This window comes from Mesorhizobium sp. B2-3-12 (assembly GCF_006442205.1).
In the GTDB taxonomy this organism is placed as follows: domain Bacteria; phylum Pseudomonadota; class Alphaproteobacteria; order Rhizobiales; family Rhizobiaceae; genus Mesorhizobium.
In genome coordinates this window covers 337079-357562 of record NZ_VFVR01000005.1, presented here as the reverse complement: position 1 = coordinate 357562, position 20484 = coordinate 337079, and the positions used below count along the sequence as shown (strand labels likewise).

General features: G+C 64.3%; 20 protein-coding genes. 9 read left to right on the top strand and 11 right to left on the bottom strand.

Annotated features, from left to right (window positions below; all coding sequences use genetic code 11):
- Nucleotides 1–328 precede the first annotated feature (328 nt).
- Nucleotides 329–1105 carry a DeoR/GlpR family DNA-binding transcription regulator gene (locus FJ948_RS17520; protein WP_140706482.1) on the top strand — a complete coding sequence of 259 codons (777 nt, stop codon included), beginning with the start codon at nt 329–331 and terminating at the stop codon, nt 1103–1105.
- Nucleotides 1106–1117: 12 nt separating this feature from the next.
- On the opposite strand, the gene FJ948_RS17515 is transcribed toward FJ948_RS17520, so the two are convergent.
- From FJ948_RS17515 to FJ948_RS17500, 4 genes are all read right to left on the bottom strand, one after another.
- The gene (locus FJ948_RS17515; protein ID WP_140706480.1) at nt 1118–2017 is read right to left on the bottom strand and encodes an NAD(P)/FAD-dependent oxidoreductase; all 900 of its coding nucleotides are present in this window, start codon (nt 2015–2017) and stop codon (nt 1118–1120) included.
- Nucleotides 2007–2456, bottom strand: a complete 450-nt coding sequence (locus FJ948_RS17510; RefSeq protein WP_140706478.1) for an Rrf2 family transcriptional regulator — start codon at nt 2454–2456, stop codon at nt 2007–2009. The genes FJ948_RS17515 and FJ948_RS17510 overlap by 11 nt, the downstream gene beginning before the upstream one ends.
- A 65-nt stretch (nt 2457–2521) precedes the next feature.
- A complete protein-coding gene (locus FJ948_RS17505; RefSeq protein WP_140706476.1) occupies nt 2522–3883 on the bottom strand; it encodes a HAMP domain-containing sensor histidine kinase in 1362 nt (453 codons plus the stop codon).
- A gap of 10 nt (nt 3884–3893) precedes the next feature.
- The gene (locus FJ948_RS17500) at nt 3894–4568 is read right to left on the bottom strand and encodes a response regulator transcription factor (RefSeq protein ID WP_140706474.1); all 675 of its coding nucleotides are present in this window, start codon (nt 4566–4568) and stop codon (nt 3894–3896) included.
- Between the two features lie 282 nt (nt 4569–4850).
- Here FJ948_RS17500 and FJ948_RS17495 point away from each other — a divergent pair, with 282 nt between their 5' ends.
- The 8 genes from FJ948_RS17495 to FJ948_RS17455 all read left to right on the top strand — a co-directional run bounded on the left by FJ948_RS17495 (nt 4851) and on the right by FJ948_RS17455 (nt 13176).
- Nucleotides 4851–5453 (top strand): rRNA adenine N-6-methyltransferase family protein, encoded by a 603-nt coding sequence (locus tag FJ948_RS17495; RefSeq protein ID WP_140706472.1) that lies wholly within the window; start codon nt 4851–4853, stop codon nt 5451–5453.
- Entirely contained in the window at nt 5450–6067 is a 618-nt protein-coding gene (locus FJ948_RS17490) for a DedA family protein (RefSeq protein WP_140706470.1), read from the top strand. Before FJ948_RS17495 ends, FJ948_RS17490 begins: the two co-directional genes overlap by 4 nt.
- An 80-nt stretch (nt 6068–6147) precedes the next feature.
- On the top strand, nt 6148–7062 hold the full coding sequence (locus FJ948_RS17485) for a LysR substrate-binding domain-containing protein (RefSeq protein ID WP_140706468.1): 915 nt from the start codon (nt 6148–6150) through the stop codon (nt 7060–7062).
- Nucleotides 7063–7265: 203 nt separating this feature from the next.
- Nucleotides 7266–8420 (top strand): ABC transporter substrate-binding protein, encoded by a 1155-nt coding sequence (locus FJ948_RS17480; protein WP_140706613.1) that lies wholly within the window; start codon nt 7266–7268, stop codon nt 8418–8420.
- A 233-nt stretch (nt 8421–8653) separates the two neighbouring features.
- Nucleotides 8654–9652, top strand: coding sequence for an ABC transporter ATP-binding protein (locus FJ948_RS17475; protein ID WP_140706466.1), 999 nt, complete (start codon nt 8654–8656; stop codon nt 9650–9652).
- A gap of 223 nt (nt 9653–9875) precedes the next feature.
- Nucleotides 9876–10835, top strand: coding sequence for an ABC transporter permease (locus FJ948_RS17465; RefSeq protein ID WP_140706464.1), 960 nt, complete (start codon nt 9876–9878; stop codon nt 10833–10835).
- Entirely contained in the window at nt 10825–11640 is an 816-nt protein-coding gene (locus tag FJ948_RS17460; RefSeq protein ID WP_140706462.1) for an ABC transporter permease, read from the top strand. The genes FJ948_RS17465 and FJ948_RS17460 overlap by 11 nt, the downstream gene beginning before the upstream one ends.
- A gap of 108 nt (nt 11641–11748) precedes the next feature.
- Entirely contained in the window at nt 11749–13176 is a 1428-nt protein-coding gene (locus FJ948_RS17455; RefSeq protein ID WP_140706460.1) for a gamma-aminobutyraldehyde dehydrogenase, read from the top strand.
- A gap of 191 nt (nt 13177–13367) precedes the next feature.
- Here FJ948_RS17455 and FJ948_RS17450 read toward each other — a convergent pair whose 3' ends face one another.
- The 7 genes from FJ948_RS17450 to fdhF form a co-directional block, all read right to left on the bottom strand.
- Nucleotides 13368–13682: a hypothetical protein gene (locus tag FJ948_RS17450; protein ID WP_140706458.1), complete on the bottom strand. Its 315-nt coding sequence runs from the start codon at nt 13680–13682 to the stop codon at nt 13368–13370.
- A 39-nt stretch (nt 13683–13721) separates the two neighbouring features.
- Nucleotides 13722–14084 carry a nuclear transport factor 2 family protein gene (locus FJ948_RS17445; protein WP_140706456.1) on the bottom strand — a complete coding sequence of 121 codons (363 nt, stop codon included), beginning with the start codon at nt 14082–14084 and terminating at the stop codon, nt 13722–13724.
- Nucleotides 14085–14175: 91 nt separating this feature from the next.
- Complete coding sequence (locus FJ948_RS17440; RefSeq protein WP_140706611.1) at nt 14176–14655, bottom strand: carboxymuconolactone decarboxylase family protein; 480 nt, start codon at nt 14653–14655, stop codon at nt 14176–14178.
- A 108-nt stretch (nt 14656–14763) separates the two neighbouring features.
- Nucleotides 14764–16317, bottom strand: coding sequence for an alpha/beta fold hydrolase (locus tag FJ948_RS17435; protein WP_140706454.1), 1554 nt, complete (start codon nt 16315–16317; stop codon nt 14764–14766).
- A 112-nt stretch (nt 16318–16429) separates the two neighbouring features.
- Entirely contained in the window at nt 16430–16741 is a 312-nt protein-coding gene (locus tag FJ948_RS17430) for a formate dehydrogenase subunit delta (RefSeq protein ID WP_140706452.1), read from the bottom strand.
- Nucleotides 16731–17561, bottom strand: coding sequence for a formate dehydrogenase accessory sulfurtransferase FdhD (gene fdhD / locus FJ948_RS17425; protein WP_140706450.1), 831 nt, complete (start codon nt 17559–17561; stop codon nt 16731–16733). Before fdhD ends, FJ948_RS17430 begins: the two co-directional genes overlap by 11 nt.
- A 2-nt stretch (nt 17562–17563) precedes the next feature.
- Nucleotides 17564–20476: a formate dehydrogenase subunit alpha gene (fdhF, locus tag FJ948_RS17420; protein WP_140706448.1), complete on the bottom strand. Its 2913-nt coding sequence runs from the start codon at nt 20474–20476 to the stop codon at nt 17564–17566.
- Nucleotides 20477–20484: the final 8 nt, after the last annotated feature.

Here is a 20484-nt window from a genome sequence, read left to right as displayed (position 1 = left end):
CGTCGGTGCGGGACGCCAGGATTGGTATCCCGCACCGCACCGACGAGCCCCTTGGCCAGGTTTTTGAACCCGGCATCCGCCCCCGCGGATCTGAAAATCTTTCGCGCCAGGCACGTTGCAGCCTGCCTGGTCAGTGAGTTGCGGCCCTGCCAATTATCCTCCCGCTGCAGCTCCGAACCCCTGTTGAGGTTTGGATTTCACGTCAGGGTTGCCCTTCTGTCAATAAAAAGATGTGACTTTTTTTGGGTATTTTGCCCGAAAGCATGGGCAATTCCTTTAAAAGCGCTAGAAATGCCCTAGAATCGGGCAATTTCCGGGACGCGTACAGATGATCCACTCGAAACGGCATGGCGAGATCCTGCGGCTGCTGCAGGAAGAGGGAACCGTCACCATCGCCAGCCTGGCCGACCGGTTGGGCGTGTCGCTCGAAACCGTGCGCCGTGACGTCAAGCCGCTCACCAGCGACGGCTCGATCCTGAAGATGCATGGCGCCATCGGCTTGCCGTCGATGATCGGCGAAGCGCCGTTCGAACGGCGCATGCGCGAGCATGCCGACGCCAAGCGCAGCATTGCCCGCACGGTCGCGGCCACCATCCGCGACGGCGAATCGATCATGCTCGACACCGGGACGACGACCTCGTTCCTGGCCCGCGAACTGCTCGGCCACCGGCGCCTGACGGTCGTGACCAATTCGTCCGACATCGCCCGCACGCTGGCCACCATCAACGGCAACAAGGTCTATATGGCCGGCGGCGAGTTGCGCAGCGATTCAGGCGCTGCGTTCGGGACATCGGCCATCGAGTTCGTCAGCCGCTTCTCGGTCAGCCACGCCGTCATTTCCACCGGCGCCGTCGATGCGGTGACGGGCGTCATGGACTACGATCTGGAAGAGGCGGAATTCGCCCGCATGGTGCTGTCGCGCGGCCAGCGTTCCCTCGTCATCACCGATCACACGAAGTTCGGCCGCCAGGGACTGGTTCAGGTCTGCGGCTTCGGTGGCTTTTCCGAACTCGCCACCGACCGCGCGCCGCCGCACGATATAGCCGCCGCATTGGCGCAGGCCGGCGCACGGCTCAGCATCGCCGGCGGGGGTTCCGGGATTTAGCAGAACACAATTTTAGCCGAACACCAGGGATTGATGAGCGCACACGCCCGCGAAGGTGCCGCCCGACACCGCGAAGGCGATGTTGTGCATCGCCCGTGCCGCATCGCCGGCGGCGTAGACCCCGGGAACCGTCGTCTGCTGCCTGTCATCGACCGAGATCACCGGGCCGAGCAGGCCGTCCTTGAAGTCGCAACCGAGCTGTTCCGCCAGCGGGCTCGCCATCGTGTTGCGCGGCGCGGTGAAGATCGCCTTGACGCCGGCATTCCGGCCGCCATCGAGGTGGACAACCAATCCGCCGGAACCGTCTTCCTCGAGCGCTTGGACGGTCGCGGGCTCAAAGCGGATATTCTTGCCATCAAGGGCGGCGAGCTCCTCGGCGTCGGGCTCGAGCAGGCCGTTGCCGAACAACGTGACGTCGCCCCAGTCGGAAATCAGCTGCGCCTGATGCACGGACATCGGGCCGGTGGCGAGCACGCCAAGCGGCCCGCCGGAAACCTCGTAGCCATGGCAATAGGGGCAGTGCAGCACGGTCCTGCCCCATTGCCCGGCAAGCCCGGGAACCTCCGGCAGGATGTCGCGCACGCCGGTGGCCAGCACCAGACGTGCCGCGCCGAATGTCTCGCCGCCATCGGTTGCGATTTCGAAATCGCTGCCGCTGTTGGCAACCGCCCTGTCGGCGCGCGCGGTGACAAGCCTGGCTGTCGGATAGGCAAGGAATTGCCGCCTTGCATCGTCGAGGATCGCTCGGGGTGTACGGCCGTCCTGACCGAGAAAGCCGTGCGAATACGCGGCGAAGCGGTTGCGCGGCTGGCCGGCATCGATCACCAGCACCTTGCGCCGCGCCCGCGCCGCCTGGATTGCGGCGGACAGGCCGGCAAAGCTGCCGCCAAGGACGGCAAGATCATACTGCATGGCTGGAAACTCCAATGAGGTCATAACGGCGGCGGAAATCGGCTGTGAGGTCGGCCAGGGTGATGTGGCTGAGTTTCTCCTGCAGCAATCTTTCGGCCGCGATGCGAAAATCGTCGAGCACGGCGATCACAGCTTGCTCGACGAGGCAGCCGGGGCTTTCCGGCTCGGTGCTGAACGGCAACAGCGTCTCGCCAAGGGCGGCGCTGATTTCGGCCAGAGAGATGTCTTCGGGCGCGCGCCCGAGCAGCCAGCCGCCGCCATGGCCGCGTGAGGAGGTGACGATGCCGGCATCGCGCAGGCCCGCGATGGTCCGGCGCACCACCACCGGATTGGTGTGGATGAAGGTGGCAAGCTGCTCGGAGGTCAGCGCCTGCGCTGGCTTCTCGGCCATGTGGACGAGAATGTGCAAGGTAGAGGACAGTCGACTGTTGCGTTTCATGTAACTTAACTAGTTACGATAAATCGCGATGTCAAATACCGCGTGGTCGATTTGCAATGCCGGTGCTATGCCGGCAAGGCGCGAAAACTCATCCTGAAGCAGGCGCCGCTCGGCTTGCCGTCGAGGATATCGATGCGGCCGCCATGGAGATGCATGATTTCCTGCACGAGGTTGAGGCCGAGGCCGGCGCCGTGATCCTGCGGACGCAGCCGGTACAAGGGCTCGAAAATGCGCTCCCGCTCGCCCGGCGGCACGCCGTCGCCTTCGTCTCGGACCTCTATGGTGGCGAGCGCCGTGACGCTGACGGTGATCTTGCCGGCGCGGCCGCCATGCTCGATGGCGTTCTGGACGATGTTGGTCACCGCGCGTTCGATCGCGGTGCGGTCGCCGGTGGCGAGAACCGTGTCCAGTTCCGGCTCGAACGACATCTGGTAGCCGGCCGAGAATGCCATCGGTGCGAGGTCGACGATGACGCCGCGCGCGATCGCCACGAGGTCGACCTTTTCGAAGGCCGTTGTCTGCCGGTCGAGACGCTGCAGGTCGAGCAACTGGTCGGTCAGCGTCGAGAGCCGTGCCGCATCCTGCAGCAGCCGTGCCCGCTCCGGCGTCGCCGGCAGCGAGGCAAGCCGCGTGTTGAGGATGGCGACCGGCGTCCTGAGTTCATGGGCGGCGTCGGTCAGGAAACGCTTGTGACGTTCATAGCCCTTGTCGAGCCGCGCAAGGGCTGCGTTCACCGCCTTGACCAGCGGCGCCACTTCCTTTGGCACATCCTTCAGCGGCAACTGCACGCCGCGCTGGTCGATGTCGATGCGCTCGGCCTCGGCCGCCGCATGGCCAAGGCCCGACAGCGCGCCGCGCACCACCCATGGCGTCGCGAACAGCGTGGCCAGCGCCATCAGCCCGGCGAGCGGCAATATGCCTTGCAGGAAGAATTGCGGCGCCTGGCCGAGCAGACGCGGCAGCGAAAGCCCGCCCTTGGTGCCGGTAAAGACCTGGACATTGCCGGCCGCCGTATCGGTCCAGCGGATCTTTCCCTCCGGCGGCGCGGCCTGTCCGATTGCGTGGTCGATACGGGCGTCGCTGATAGTGTCCAGCAGTCCGACGAAGGGCTGGAAAATGGCCGGTACCGCGCCTTCCTGCAGTCGCTGCCCTTGCTTGTCGCGGATGATGAACCAGAGGTCCGGAACGTTCGAGCGCAGCTTTGCCATATCCGGCGTCTCGCTGATGACAAGCTTGCCGCCGGCATCGCGCGTCACCGCATCCGCCAGCACGTCCATTGTGCCGTCCTCGTAGTCGTGCGGGATAAGGCCGGTGGCCAGCATGGCGCCGAGAATGCCGACGATGATGAGGGTCAGCATCGCGCATTGCAGCAAGGCGATGCGCAGCACCAGGCTCCATTTCAGCGAACGCGGGCGCTTGAGGCTCATTGCCTGGCTCTCATGTCGTTTCGCGCAGGAGATAGCCGACGCCGCGAATGCCGTTGATCTCCACCCCGGCATCGGCATCGGCGAGTTTGCGGCGCAGGCGCGAGACATGGGTGTCGAGTGCGTTGGACTGGATCTCGTCGTCGAGGCCGAACACCGCCTCCATCAGCGCCTCGCGCTGCACCATGCGGCCGGTGCGCCGCATCAGCGCCTCCAGCACCAGGAGTTCGCGGCGTGGCAGGCTGAGCGGTTCGGCACGGATCGATGCTTCGCGATGCCCGACATCGAGCACCAGATGGCCGGCGCGGATGAACTGCGATTGCATCGGTGCCGGGCGCCTGAGCAGCGCGCGCAGGCGGGCAAGCAACTCCTCGAAGGCGAATGGTTTTGCCAGATAGTCGTCCGCGCCCATGTCCAGCCCGTCGACCTTCTCCGCTGTGTCGCCTTTCGCCGTCAGCACCAGAACGGGCGTGGTGTTCCTGGCCGAACGCAATCTCGGCACCAGCGACAGCCCGTCGCCATCCGGCAACTGACGGTCGAGCAGGATGGCGTCATAGCTGTCGACGGCAACGAAGCCTTCGGCTTCGATGAGCGAGCCGGCATGATCGACCACCATGTCGTGCCGCTTCAGCGCGGCACGCAAGGCAGAGACCATTTCGGGTTCGTCCTCGACCAGTAATATACGCATCCTCGTTCCCTTTGGCGGCCATCTATCCGGCGGCGCTACACCGCCAACATTGCGCAAGCATGGCAAACCCGATGGCCTGAACAGCGAACCTTTCTTTCACGTCGCCACATTGCGCAATGTCTATGCAATCCAGTCGCAGCAAACAGCGCCGGTCGGCACACCCCCTGTGCCGGCATCAGGCGTCGGGCCCGATTATGCAACAGGGTCAGGCCCGGCGCCCACGTGAAATCAAATGGCCACGCCAAACGGGCTGGCGTGATGTTGTCCGGGATTGAGGTTACAATGTCTGCAAACGATGCTCTGTCTTTTCTCATGGCGTGGACGGTGGCGCCCTTCAGGATCGGCTCCGTCACGCCGTCCAGTTCCAGCCTGGCGGCGTTGATGACGCGCGACATCGGTCCGGAGACAGGCCCTGTGCTGGAGCTTGGCCCGGGAACCGGCCCCTTCACCCGCGCGCTGTTGTCGCGCGGCGTGAGGGAGGAGGATTTGACGCTGATTGAATCCGATCCGGATTTCGCCGCGTTGCTGGAGCGGCGATTTCCGTTGGCGCGGATATTCGAGATGGATGCGGTCGGCCTGCGCCATCTGTCGTCGCTGTTCCCCGGCCTGCTGGCTGGCGCGGCGGTCAGCGGTTTGCCCTTCCGGCTGATCTCGCCGCGCAAGACACTTGCCATTCTTGAAGGCGTCTTCGCGAACCTTCGCCCGGGCGGGGTGCTCTATCAGTTCACGCTCGGCCGGCGCTGCCCGTTCGACCAGTCGTTGCTCGACAGGCTCGACCTGGAGGTCACGCGGGTCGGCCATACCTTTCGCAATTTTCCGCCGGCGACGGTCTATCGCGTCTCGATGATCAAGACCGTCAGTACCTACGATTGGCGCGTCGCATGAGCGGTCCGCTGTCGGCCATTCTTGGCCTCGGCCTGCTTGGCGTCTTCTGCATCGCCTTCACCGAGAAGATTCTGCCGGTCCCGCCGTCGCATGTGTTCTTGTTGTTCCTTGGCATGACGGCTGCGCCGGATGGCGCGTCGCTGGCAATTCTGCTGGGCGTGACCACGCTGGCCTCCGCCAGCGGCTGCCTTGTCTGGTACACTGTCGGCCGCCGCATCGGAATTGATCGCGCCGACAGGCTGGTCGAGCGGTTCGGCCGATATGTCTTCCTGCGTCCAGCGACCTACCACAGGCTCGGCCAGGCCTATCGCCGACATCATGTCAGGGTTTCCCTGGTGGCGCAGTTCATCCCGACGGTGCGCAATTACTTGCCTATCGCGGCCGGCGCGCTCTGCCTGCCAGCTTTGCCCTTTGTGGTCGCGACGCTGATTGGAGCCACGCTCTGGAATGCCGGTTTTCTGCTTACAGGCTATGCGCTGCATGGCAGCAGCCAGAGCCCGCTCACAGTAGGCTTCCGCATCATCGTCATCGTGCTGGCGCTGGAAATGGCATTCATGCTTGCCTTGCGCTATGGCCCGGCATGCTGGCGGCGCATCCGGCCGATGCTGGGCTGAGCCGCGGCTAGGCATCCAGCCATGGGATAAGCTTTGGCCATCGGCTTTCCTTCGCTCGGCCGCCGGTGTTTAGTCCGGCCATGGCCTTCACCATCCGCCAGTTGCAATTCTTCGTCGCGGTCGCCGAGCAAGGCACGGTGTCGCGCGCCGCGCAAAACCTCTCCATCTCGCAATCGTCGGTCACCGAAGCGATCAAGGAGCTTGAAAGCGATCTTGGCGTCGAACTGTTCGAGCGCCATTCGCGCGGCCTGAACATCACCCACAAGGGCCACCAGTTCCTGCGTCACGCGACAAAGATTCTCGCCGACGTGTCCGACGCCCGCCGCTCTTTTTCGGGTGAACAGGCGGTGGTGGGCGGCCGGCTGCAGCTCGGCGTCACCTCGCTTGTCGCCGGCTATGTGCTGTCGGATCTGCTTTCCCGCTACCGCCGCGCCTATCCCGGCGTCGAGGTCTCGGCCATAGAGGACAATGGCGACTACCTCGAACACTTACTGATCGGCGGCAAGCTCGACATTGCCGTCATGGTCACCTCCAATCTGCGCGACCGCACTGCCCTGCAATCGGAAATCCTCGAAGTCTCGGCCTATCGGCTGTGGCTGCCGCTCGGCCACCCCTTGGCTGGCGCCGACATCATCGGCATCGGCGATATCGCCTCCGAACCGCTGATCATGCTGACCGTCGACGAGATCGAGGAGAACACCGGCAAGCTGCTGACGGCGATCGGCGCCAGGCCGCACGTCGCCTTCCGCACCCGTTCGGTGGAAGCCGTGCGCAGCCTCGTCGCCACCGGCGCCGGCGTGGCGCTGCTGCCGGATCTCGTCTACCGGCCCTGGTCGCTGGAAGGCGACCGCATCGAATCGCGCGACATTTCGGGCTCCTTGCCGGTGGTGCAGGTCGGCATGGTCTGGCGGCGAGGCTCCGGCCTGCCGCCGGCTGCGCGCGACTTCATCGGCCTCGCCCAGTCGCAGCGAACGGTTCGCCAGCGTTTGTGGTAGAGATATCGGAAAAACCGATATCGGCCTTCTGATAAATGAATTTGCGAAACCGGAATTTTCAAAGCACCTTCCGGTACAGGGACCGAAGCTGCCATCAGAGTAGCGTCAAGTCCAACGGACGAGCTGACAAGTTTTTCAGTCCGCGCGTGATCTGGCGAAACCGGAGCGGTTTCAGGATCCCGCGCCAAAATGGGAGATCGATGATGAATTCATTCCTGAGGTCATGCACTGCGCTGACGGTCGCGCTGACCTTCTCCGGTCAGGCCGTTGCCCAGGTCAAGGAACTCGGCAAGGGCGAAGGCGAGGTCAACATCGTTGCCTGGCCGGGCTATATCGAGCGCGGCGAGACCGACAAGGGCTATGACTGGGTCACCGCCTTCGAGAAGGAGAGCGGCTGCAAGGTCAACGTCAAGACCGCCAACACGTCGGACGAGATGGTCTCGCTGATGAACGAGGGCGGCTTCGACCTTGTCACGGCTTCGGGCGATGCCTCGCTGCGCCTTGTCGCCGGCAAGCGCGTGCAGCCGATCAACACCGATCTCATCCCGAGCTGGAAGGCGGTGGACGATCGGCTGAAGGACGCGCCTTGGTTCACCGTCGACAAGGTGCACTATGGCGTTCCCTATCAGTGGGGTCCGAACATCCTGATGTACAACACCGAGGTGTTCAAGGAAGCGCCGAAGAGCTGGAACGTCGTCTTCGAGGAAATGAAGCTGCCGGACGGCAAGTCCAACAAGGGCCGGGTCCAGGCCTATGACGGACCGATCCACATCGCCGACGCCGCCAACTACCTGATGTTCCACAAGCCGGAACTCGGCATCAAGGATCCCTACGAACTGAACGAGGACCAGTACAAGGCCGCGCTCGAATTGCTGCGTGTCCAGCGCACGCTGGTTGGCCGCTACTGGCATGACGCCGCCATCCAGGTTGACGATTTCCAGAACGAAGGCGTGGTCGCGTCCGGTTCGTGGCCCTATCAGGTCAACACGCTGGTCGCCGCCAAGAAGCCGGTCGCCTCGACCGTGCCGGAAGAAGGCGTCACCGGCTGGGCCGATACAACCATGATGGAGGCCGACGCGGCGCACCCGAACTGCGCCTATATGTGGCTGGAGCATTCACTCTCGCCCAAAGTGCAGGGCGATGTCTCGGCCTGGTTCGGCTCGCTGCCGGTCGTGCCCGCCGCCTGCAAGGGCAACGAGTTGCTCGGCGAGGAAGGCTGCAAGACCAACGGCTACGACAATTTCGACAAGATCAAGTTCTGGAAGACGCCGGTCTCGAAATGCGCCACCCAGAATAACCAGTGCGTTCCCTACTATCGCTGGGTGTCGGATTATATCGGCGTCATCGGCGGACGATGATTTTCGCCACGCATTACTTGATAAGTTGACGCTGCCCCTCACCCTAACCCTCTCCCCGTGAAGAACGGGGAGAGGGGGTCGCCAGCGTTGGAGCGCTTCCCTTCTCCCCGTCACTATACGGGGAGAAGGTGCCGGTTCACCCTCCGTAGCTGCATCGCAGCGAAGGATGGCAGGCGGAGAAGGGGCAGCGCTGACGCCCGAGATTTGACGAGCCTGACAGATCAGGACACCCAATGACATCAGCCGTTTCCTTTCAAAAAGTATCGCGCCATTTCGGCAGCGTCCGCGCCGTCGACGCGGTCGATCTCGACATTGCGCCGGGCGAATTCTTCGCCATGCTTGGTCCTTCGGGTTCGGGCAAGACGACGTGCTTGCGGCTGATCGCCGGCTTCGAGCAGCCGACATCAGGGTCGATCTCGATCTTCGGCGAACGCGCCGAGGGCGTGCCGCCCTATCGCCGCAACGTCAACACAGTGTTCCAGGACTATGCGCTGTTCCCGCACCTCAACGTGCTCGACAATGTCGCCTACGGGCTGATGGTCAAGCGCGTCGGCAAGGCCGAGCGGCACAAGGCGGCGGAAGAAGCGCTGTCGCTGGTGCGGCTGCCCGGCTATGGCGCGCGCCGGCCGGGCCAGCTTTCCGGCGGCCAGCGCCAGCGTGTTGCGCTCGCCCGTGCGCTGGTCAACCAGCCCAAGGTGCTGTTGCTCGACGAACCGCTCGGCGCGCTCGACCTCAAGCTGCGCGAAAACATGCAGGAAGAACTGAAGTCGCTGCAGAAGGCGCTCGGCATAACCTTTGTCTTCGTCACCCATGACCAGGGCGAGGCGCTGTCGATGGCCGACCGTGTCGCCGTCTTCAATGACGGCAGGATCATGCAGATCGGCACGCCGGAGGATATCTATCAGCGCCCAAGCACGCGCTTCGTCGCCGATTTCGTCGGCTCCTCCAACGTGCTGCCGCCGGACTTCGTCCAACGTTATTCCGGCCAGCGGCGCTGGGGCAGCCTGCGGCCTGAATCCATTCGCGTCGGTCGCGCCGCAAGCGGCGAGGGCGTCGCAGCCCGCCTGGTCGGGACGAACTATCTCGGGGCGACGACGCGGCTGGCGCTCGACGCCGACGGCCTGCGGCTGCACGCCATCGTGCCGGCCGGCACAAAGCTGCCGGCGGAAGGCGAAGCGGTGGTGCTGACGTTTAATCGGGAGAGCCTGCATCTGATGGATGAGGCGGTTTGATGGAGGTTTGCGCGAAGCACCCCCCTCTGTCCTGCCGGACATCTCCCCCGCAAGGGGGGAGATTGGTTGCCCCTGCGGGCATCGCCAATCTCCAAAGTTGTATAGCTGGCGGGACAGACAAACAGCCAATCTCCCCCCTTGCGGGGGAGATGTCCGGCAGGACAGAGGGGGGTGTGAAGGATCTCTGCTTTGCCGCAATTGATCCAATCGCCACGGTCGCCCCATGACATCAGCCGCGCTCAACTCCACCCCCGCCATCCTGCCCGGCAGCGGCGGCATGCGCGGTGCGCTGTCCGACCTGTTCTGGCGCCGGCCGCAACTGCTTCTGCTCCTCATGCTGCTGCCGCCGGTCCTGTGGCTCGGCATCGTCTATATCGGCTCGCTCTTCGCGCTCTTGGCGCAGAGCTTTTTCTCCATCGACGAGTTCTCCGGCCTCATCAACCGACAGTTCACGCTGAAGACCTATGGCGACCTGTTGCAGGCCGCCAATCTCGACATCATCCTGCGCACGGTGACGATGGCGGCACTGGTCACGCTGGCTTCGGCCGTCGTCGCCTTCCCCATCGCCTACTACGCGGCGCGTTATGCGCGGGGGCGCTGGAAGGCGCTGTTCTATCTCGGCGTCATGCTGCCGCTATGGTCGAGCTACCTGGTCAAGATCTATGCCTGGAAGCTGATCCTGGCCAAGGAAGGTATTTTGACCTGGCTGCTCGCCAAGCTGCATTTGTTGTGGCTGCTCGACGCTTGGCTGTCGCTGCCGGTCGTCGGCGGCAACTCGCTGTCGGTGTCCTTTACCGGCACCTTCATCGTCTTCGTCTATGTCTGGCTGCCCTTCATGATTCTGCCGGTGCAGGCGGCGCTGGAGCGCGTGCCCGGAAATCTGGTCGAGGCCTCGTCCGATCTCGGCGCCTCGCCCGGCCAGACTTTCCGCAACGTGCTGTTTCCGCTGGCGCTGCCCGGCATTGTCGCCGGCTCGATCTTCACCTTCTCGCTGACGCTGGGCGACTACATCATCCCGCAGATCATCGGTACCTCGCGCCTGTTCATCGGCCAGGCCGTCTACTCGCAGCAAGGCACCGCCGGCAACATCCCGCTCGCCGCCGCCTTCACCGTGGTGCCGATCGTCATCATGAGCTTCTACCTCTGGGGCGCCAAGCGCATGGGAGCCTTCGATGCGCTCTGATGGCTCACAACCGGCTCCGCTCGGCCTGAAGATCGCAGCCGCTTGCGGGTTGCTGTTCCTGCATCTGCCGATCCTGCTGATCTTCGTCTACGCCTTCACCACCGAGGAGAAGAGCTTCGTCTGGCCGCCGCCCGGGTTGACCACGCAATGGTTCGCCGTCACCTGGAACCGGCCCGACGTCTGGGAAGCGCTGTCGCTGTCGGTGCGCGTCGCCGCCATCTCGACGGCGATCGCGCTGGTGCTGGGAACGCTCTGCGCCGCCGCCGTGTCGCGGACCAAATTCTTCGGCCGCGAGGCGATCTCGCTGCTGGTCATCCTGCCGATCGCGCTGCCCGGTATCATCACCGGCATCGCGCTGCGTTCGGCCTTTTCGCTGGCCGACATTCCGTTCTCGTTCTGGACGATCGTGCTCGGCCACGCCACCTTCTGCGTGGTCGTCGTCTACAACAATGCGGTCGCCCGTTTTCGCCGCACCTCGGGCTCGATGATCGAGGCCTCGATGGATCTCGGCGCCGACGGTTTCCAGACTTTTCGGCATGTCGTACTGCCCAATATTGCCACGGCGCTTCTTGCCGGCGGCATGCTTGCCTTCGCGCTGTCCTTCGACGAGGTCATCGTCACCACCTTCACCGCTGGCCAGCAGCAGACCGTGCCGATCTGGATGCTGGAGGAACTGATCCGCCCGCGCCAGCGCCCGGTCACCAATGTCGTGGCCATGGTCGTCGTGCTGGTGACGCTGCTACCGATCCTGTTTGCCTATTACCTGACCCGCGACGGCGACCAGATCGCCGGTTCGGGCAAATGAGAACAGTGAGTAGTGAGTAGGGATTGGCGAATAGGGAAACCCACGGACGAAGCCTGATCATCACTTACTACCAACTACTCACTATTCACTCTGTTCAAGGAGGACCCAATGGACACCCAGATGCTGATCGGCTCGAAATTCGAGAAGGGCACGGAGACCGAGGAGCCGATCCTCAATCCGAAAACCGGGGCGACCATTCTCAACCTGCCCGAGGCCAGCCAGGCGCAAATCGAGGCGGCTGTCGTTGCCGCCGAAAAAGCCTTCGTCTCGTGGTCGCGCACCACGCCGGCGCAACGCTCGGGCTATCTGCTGAAGATCGCCGACCGCATCGAGGCTGAGGCCCGCGAATTCGCGACGCTCGAGGCGCTGAACTGCGGCAAGCCGATTAATGCCGTGCTCAACGACGAAATCCCGGCCATCGTCGACTGCTATCGTTTCTTCGCCGGCGCGGTACGCTCCATGCCCGGCGTCGTCGCCGGCGAATACCTGCCCGGCCACACCTCGATGGTGCGGCGCGATCCGATCGGCATCGTCGCCTCGATCGCGCCCTGGAACTATCCGCTGATGATGATGGCCTGGAAGCTGGCGCCGGCGATCGCCGGTGGCAACACCGTCGTCTTCAAGCCGTCGGAGCAGACGCCGCTGACGGCGCTGAAGCTGGCCCGGATCCTGGCCGAAATCCTGCCGGAAGGCGTGGTCAATGTCGTGCTTGGCCGCGGCGACAGCGTCGGCAACACGCTGATCAACCATCCCAAGGTCAACATGATCTCGATCACCGGCGACGTCGCCACCGGCAAGAAGGTGCTGCAGGCCGCCGCCAAATCGGTCAAGCGCACGCATCTTGAGCTCGGCGGCAAGGCGCCGGTTATCGTCTTCGACGACGCTGACCTCGGCGCCGTCGTCAACGGCCTGCGCGCCTTCGGCTATTACAATGCCGGCCAGGACTGCACCGCCGCCTGCCGCATCTATGCCGGCAAGAAGATCTACGACAAACTCGTCGCCGACCTTTCCTCCGCCGTCTCGATGATCAAATACAACCAGCCGGACGATACCGAAAACGAGATCGGGCCGCTGATCTCGCGCCGTCAGCGCGACCGTGTGTCGAGCTTCGTCGAGCGCGCTTCGGAACTGAAGCACATCGAGATCACCACCGGCGGCAAGCCGGGCGAGGGCACCGGCTTCTACTACCAGCCGACGGTCGTCGCCGGCGCGCTGCAGGAGGACGAGATCGTACGCCGCGAAGTCTTCGGCCCGGTCGTCTCGGTCACCCGCTTCACGGAAGTCGACGAGGCGGTCAACTGGGCCAATGACAGCGACTACGGCCTGGCGTCATCGGTGTGGACCAAGGATGTTTCGCGCGCCATGGCCACCGCTGCCCGCCTGCAATATGGCTGCACCTGGATCAACACGCACTTCATGCTGACCAACGAGATGCCGCATGGCGGATTGAAGCAATCCGGCTATGGCAAGGACATGTCGCTCTACGCGCTGGAGGATTATACCGCCGTGCGCCATGTGATGGTGGCGCATGGGTAGAAAATCCCTTCTCCCCGTTTACGGGGAGAAGGTGCCCGAAGGGCGGACGAGGGGCGGCGCAAACCTCGGACGTTCAGGGTGGGTTACCCGTCCGAAATCACGTCAAAACAAACAGATAGCAGAGGTCAGCGCCGCCCCTCATCTGCCTGGCGGCATCTTCTCCCCGTATACGGGGAGAAGAACCAAAGCCACTACTCCACAACCCTGAAAATCTGCCACAGGCTGGTGCCCGATACGACATAGGGTTCGATCTCCTTGCCCCATTTGGCATGCGCGTCGATCTTGCCGATCTTGGCGAAGAACTCTTCCAACTGGGCCAGGCTCTCGACCTGGTGGTGGGTCTCGATCGTCGCTTCCCGCGCACCGATCGATCCGGTCATGATCTGGAAGTTGAGATCGGCGATACCGACCTGCGAGCCGATCTCGCGTTCCCATTTTCGCATCAGTTCGAGCACGGTCTGCTTGTGCCCGAACTTGGCGTCGATCTGCCATCTGGCGCTGAACATAATGATTTCCTCCCTCTTTTGCCTGCTGCCGTTGTCGATCTATTCGTCCCAGGCCTGCACGACGGTCTGCCGTGCGATCCGCCCGTTCTTCAGTTCCAGCATCGCGGCGCAGAACACCTTGGTGCCGTCCGGGTAGGCGCAGGCTTGCGTGAAGGCGAGGTTGTCGCCGTCGGCGATGGTGGTGTCGACCTTGTGGGTCATCGCCCGGCTGCAGATATCGTCCCAGAAGGTGCCGATGGCCGCGCGGCCGCGTATTTCGCGCGGCTTGCTCGGCGGATTGTTGCGGTCGATCACCCGCACCAGCGCATCGTCGGCATAGAAGCTTGACAGCATCTTGCCGTCACGGCCCTCGATCGCCTTCTTGATCGCCGGGCCGTCCACATTTTGTGTCTTGGTCAGCATTTCATCCTCCATTGGCCCGTTCGATGCCGGGCGTTCGACTGATCATGCGCTGCCCGACACCAGCGTCGGACAGCGATTGGTCACCGTGCATTCACTGCGACTTGGCCTTGACGGCCGCGAACACGTCGTCGGTCTGCTTCTTGAAAGTGGCGAAATCGACCTGGCTGCCATTGAGGATCGTCGACCAGTGGCGCACGATTCCGGCCATCGCGATGGTCTCCTTGATTTCCTCGTCCGATGCGCCGTTGAGCCTGGCCGCCTCGGTGTGGAAATAGATGCAGTACTGGCAGGGGATCTGCGCGGCGACCGCAAGCCCCATCAACTCCTTGGTCTTGCCGTCGAGTGCGGTCTTGGGGTTGAGCTGCACCCCTTTGATTTCCGCCCAGGCGCCGGCGATGGCCACGTCAGGCAATGCCTTGAACATGTCCGGCACCGAGCCGAGCGTCGCCTCGATGTCCTTGTAGGCGGCGGTGGCCGAGGCATCCTCTGCCTTGGCCGGAACGATGGCGAACAGTGCGCCGATGCCTGCGGCTACCAGCAGTGACTTCAGGATCCGGTTCGACTTCTCCATCTCATCCTCCATTCGCAGTGCCGTCACGGCGATATCGCCTGGCCTGCATGGGAAGAATTGGTAGCGCTTCTGGCGCTGGGGCCGCTTCGCTCGAAAGCGCCATGGCTCTCATGGCCCGTCCGGGCCAGCATGTCTGGCCGAAAAGGCCGCCGCCGCCGCCCGCGACGGCAAATCGAGCTTGAGCAGTATGTTGGCGACGTGGCGCTTGACCGTATGCTCGCTGAGCCTGAGCTCCGCCGCGATCGCCGCATTGCTCTTGCCGTCCGCGATCAGGCTCACCACCTCGCTTTCCCGCGCCGTCAAGGACGCCGGCTCCGACGGCTTGGATTTGGGGCGGCAGGCAGGCTCCAAATGCTGTTCCGACGTTGCCTGGACCACCGGCAGCGGTTCCCCCAGTTCGTCGAGGCTGATGCGGCCGGCATCGACGAAATGCAGGCCGGAGCCCGCCGCAAGGTCGGCGACCAGCCGCGAAGCAAGGATGTCGCCGCGCCCGGCATGGGTTGCGAGCTGCATCGTTACCCGCGCCGTCAGACCGACCGGGGCGCCGCGCAATTCGATCTCGCCGACATGCACGCCCTGCGCGCTCGCTATGCCGATCTGCTGCGCCGCGTCGCGCAACGCCGCCGCGCAGCGGATCGCGCGCGCCGGCCCCTCGAAGCGCGAGATCATCAGCTCGCCATGCGTGCCGGCAATGCGGCCGCCATGGCGGCCCACCAGCAGCCGCCATGTCTCCTGGAAGCGCTGGCTGCGCTCGCTCCACATGCGGTCGCCGAGCTTGGCGGTGTCGGAAGTGTGCGTCACCAACAGCGCGGCAAGCACGCGCTCCGGATCGGCAACCGCTGGCTGGCCAGTCAGAAACTCTTCGATCAGGTCGGCAACCCTGTCGACGTCCCCGGTCCAGATCGGATGATCGCGCCCGGGGATTTCGACCAGCCGGGCGCCATGGATCTTCCTGGCAAGAAAGCGGCTGGCCTCGGGGTCGACGCGCACATCGTTGCGGCGGTGGACAAGCAGCGTCGGCGCGCTGATCGCCGGCAATATGCCGCGCACATCGATCCCGGCATTCATCCGGGCAAGGACAGCCGCGGCGGTCGGGCTGGCCGACAGCCGCTCGAACCGTCCCCACCACTGGGCAAAATGCGCGTCATCGACCCTGCCCGGCGCGAAACTGGGCAAGGTGGCACCGGTGCCCCAGGCCGTCTCGGCGGTTGTGATGAAGGCTTCCAGACGCTCCGGCGGCATCACCCATTTGTGGAAATGCGCGTAGCCGCCATAGAGCGCCAGGGCCCGCGTCCTCTCCGGATAGGTGGCGGCGAACAGCATCGCCAGCGGCGCCCCTTCCGAGGCGCCGAGAATCGCCGCGCGGCCGCTGCCGGCCGCATCCATCACCGCGCGCACATCGTCCATGCGGGTCTCCAGGCTGGGCAGGTGACGGACATCGACGCGGTCGGAAAGACCGGTGCCGCGCTTGTCGAACAGGATCAGCCGCGAGAAGGCGCAGAGCCGCCGCAAGAGCCTGGTATAGCCCTCGTCTTCCCAATGCAGGTCGAGATTGGAAATGAAGCCGGGCACGAAGACGAGGTCGAACGAGCCCTGGCCGACCACCTGATAGGCGATCCGCACCTCGCCGCTAAGGGCGTATCGGGTCTCGATCGGCCTCACGAGGGTGCCCGCCCGGACTGACGACTTCTGGTCGCCAACCATAGCAGAGCTGCCTTGGTTACGGCAGCTTAAACTTTAGCAAACTGAAATATAAGCCGGCGCGGCTGCTGGCCTATCCCTGCGACGCGGCGACGTCACCGGGCGAAGCCTCGAGGCCGAGCTTGCGATCGGCCTCTGCCGGCGTGATCGGACGCTTGATCCTTGCCGAAGCGACCACGACCAGTTCGTCGAAGCCCTCGCCGCCGCTGTCCAGCATCTCGAAGAACTGGCGCCGCATCCTTGGCTCCCAGAACTTGTTGATGTGCTCGGCGACGCCGGCAACGCCTTCCTCGCGTGGCCTGGAGTGGAAGAAGGCCGCGATCTGGTTGGCCATGCGCACCAGCTTTTCCTTGGTGCTCATGATGTGCTCTTCGTCATGCGACATGCTGGGCAACTCCGGATGCCACCCGGTCAGGGTGGGTGAAAATGTCGAAATCATCGCCGCGCACCAGCGCCACCAGCGTCATGCCGGCCTCTTGAGCGGTGCGGATGGCAAGCGCGGTGGGAGCGGAGACGGCGATGATGAAGGCGGAACCGATCGCCGCCGTCTTCTGCACCATCTCCACCGAAACACGGCTGGTCACCACGACGGCGCCCGAAGCGCCATCGATATTGGCCTTGGCCAGCGCGCCCGCCAGCTTGTCGAGCGCGTTGTGGCGGCCGACATCCTCGCGCGCCATGACGACACCCTTGCCGGGCACGTAGAAACCGGCGGCGTGCACGGCCCCCGTCTCGGTATGCAGCGGCTGCACCTTCGACAACAGCTTGACCGAACGGGTGATGTCGTCGGCGTCAAGCGTAAGCTTTGACGCACTGACCGCATCGACCGAGCGCATCGCTTCCTCGATGGATTCGATGCCGCAGAGCCCGCAGCCGACCGGTCCGGCAAGCCGTCGCCGCCGCGCCTCGAAGCGCGTATTGGCCTGGTCCTTCAGCATGATCTGGATGTCGATGCCGGCACCATGATCTTCCACTTCGATGGCTTCGATCTCGTCAGGCTCGGCGATGATGCCCTCGGTCAGCGAAAAGCCGAGCGCGAAATCCTCGAAATCGGCCGGGCTCGCCATCATCACCGCATGCGTGGTGCCGGCAAAGGAGAACGCCACCGGCGTCTCCTCGGGCACCATGCGGTTGGCCGCGGCCGTGCCGCTGGCGCGATGCGCCAGCCGCGATATTTGCGTCGTCGCTTTACGGCGCGCGGCCAAGACTACTCCGCCGCCTGCAGCGGAGCGATGCGGCGGCTCTGCTTGGCCTGTTCGTCATAGTCGCGCTGCCATTCCGACGGGCCGTTGGAGGCGCCGACCTGCACCGCCGTCACCTTGTACTCCGGGCAGTTGGTTGCCCAGTCGGAGAAGTCGGTGGTGATGACGTTGGCCTGCGTGTCGGGATGGTGGAAGGTGGTGTAGACCACGCCCGGCGACACCCGGTCGGTGATCAGCGCGCGCAGCGTCGTCTCGCCCGAACGGCTGGTCAGCCGCACCCAGTCGCCGTCGCGCAGGCCGCGATTCTCCGCGTCGTGCGGGTGGATTTCGAGCCGATCCTCGGAGTGCCACATGACGTTTTCGGTACGCCGTGTCTGCGCGCCGACATTGTACTGGCTGAGGATACGGCCGGTGGTCAGGAGCAGCGGGAAGCGCGGTCCGGTTCTTTCGTCCGTCGCCACATATTCGGTACGGATGAACTTGCCCTTGCCGCGCACGAAGCCGTCGACATGCATGATCGGCGTGCCGAGCGGGGCCTTGTCGTTGCAGGGCCATTGCACGGAACCGACGCGGTCGAGCAGGTCGAAGGAGACATTGGCGAAGCTTGGCGTCGTCTTGGCGATCTCGTCCATGATCTCGGACGGATGCGTATAGTTCCAGTCGAGGCCGATGGCGCGGGCGAGTTCCTGCGTCGCCTCCCAGTCGGCATAGCGCGCCTTCGGCGCCAGCACCTTGCGCACCATGTTGATGCGGCGCTCGGCATTGGTGAAGGTGCCGTCCTTCTCGAGGAAGGTCGAGCCGGGCAGGAAGACATGCGCGTAGTTGGCCGTCTCGTTGAGGAAGAGGTCGTGCACAACCACGCATTCCATCGCGGCAAGGCCGGCGGCGACATGCTTGGTGTCGGGATCGGACTGCAGGATGTCCTCGCCCTGGATGTAGATGCCCTTGAACGAGCCGTCGACGGCGGCATCCAGCATGTTGGGGATGCGCAGGCCGGGTTCGTCGTCCAGCTTCACGCCCCACAGGCTCTCATAGATGTCGCGCACCGCGTCGCCCGAAATGTGCCGATAGCCCGGCAGTTCATGCGGGAACGAGCCCATGTCGCACGAGCCTTGCACATTGTTCTGGCCGCGCAACGGGTTCACGCCGACGCCCGGCCGGCCGATATTGCCGGTAGCCATTGCGAGGTTGGCAATGGCCATCACCGTGGTCGAGCCCTGGCTGTGCTCGGTCACGCCGAGGCCGTAGTAGATCGCGCCATTGCCGCCCTTGGCGTACATGCGCGCGGCACCACGGATCAGTTCGGGATCGACGCCGGACAGCTTGCCGACGGTTTCGGGGCTGTTTTCAGGCAGGGCGACGAAGGACGCCCAGTCCTGGAACTCGGCCCAGTCGCAGCGCTCGCGGATGAAGGCTTCGTCGAACAGGCCCTCGGTGACGATGACATGGGCCAGCGACGTCAGCACGGCGACATTGGTGCCTGGCTTCAGCGGCAGGTGGTAGTCGGCCTCGACATGCGCCGACTTGACCATCTCGGTGCGACGCGGATCGAGCACGATCAGCTTGGCGCCCTGGCGCAGCCGCTTCTTCAGCCGCGAGGCGAACACCGGGTGCGCTGACGCCGGATTGGCGCCGATGATGACGGCGACGTCGGTGAATTCGACCGAGTCGAAATCCTGCGTGCCGGCCGAGGTGCCGTAGGTCTGGCCGAGGCCGTAACCGGTCGGCGAATGGCAGACGCGGGCGCAGGTGTCGACATTGTTGTTGCGGAAGCCCTGGCGCACCAGCTTCTGGACGAGATAGGTCTCCTCATTCGTGCAGCGCGAGGACGTGATGCCGCCGATGGCGGTGCGGCCGTACTGGTACTGGATGCGGCGGAATTCCTTGGCCGTATGGGCGATCGCCTCTTCCCAGCTCACTTCGCGCCAGGGATCGCTGACCTTTTCGCGGATCATCGGCGACAGGATGCGGTCCTTGTGGGTGGCGTAGCCATAGGCGAAGCGGCCCTTCACGCAGGAATGGCCGTGGTTGGCCATGCCCTCCTTGTAGGGCATCATGCGGATGACCTCGTCGCCCTTCACTTCGGCCTTGAACGAGCAGCCGACGCCGCAATAGGCGCAGGTGGTGACGGCCGAATGCTCCGGCAGGCCCTTTTCGAGCACGGTCTTCTCGCGCAGCGCATCGGTCGGGCAGGCCTGCACGCAGGCGCCGCAGGACACGCATTCGGAAGCGATGAAGTCCTCGTGCATGCCGGCGACCATGCGCGATTCGAAGCCGCGACCCTCGATGGTCAGCGCGAAAGTGCCTTGCACCTCTTCGCAGGCGCGCACGCAGCGCGAACAGACGATGCATTGCGCCGGATCATAGGTGAAATAAGGGTTGGATTCGTCGCGGGCGATGTAGTCGACCGCCAGCGAGCCATGGCCCGGCGCGACGCCATTTTCTTCCTTGACGTGGTTACGGCCCTCGACGCCGTAGCGGTTTTCGGTCAGGCCGACGGACTTCGCCACCACATCGAACTCGCTGGCGCCGGTTCCGGCCTTCTCGTTCCAGCCGGTAGGATGGTCGGAGACATATAGCTCCATGACGCCGCGGCGGATGGCGTCGAGCCTGTCCGACTGCGTGCGCACCACCATGCCTTCGCCGACCGGCGTCGTGCAGGAAGCCGGCGTGCCGCCGCGTCCTTCGATCTCGACGAGGCAGACGCGGCAGGAACCGAAGGAGTCCAGCATGTCGGTGGCGCAGAGTTTCGGGATTTCGACCCCGCCTTCCATCGCCGCGCGCATGATCGACGTGCCTTCCGGCACGCTGATGCTGCGGCCATCGACGGTCAGCGTGACCTGCTTCTCGGCCTTCGATTGCGGCGTTCCGTAATCGAGTTCTTCGATGAGCGTCGGGAAGTCGGCCTTGATGTTCATCTGCCAGC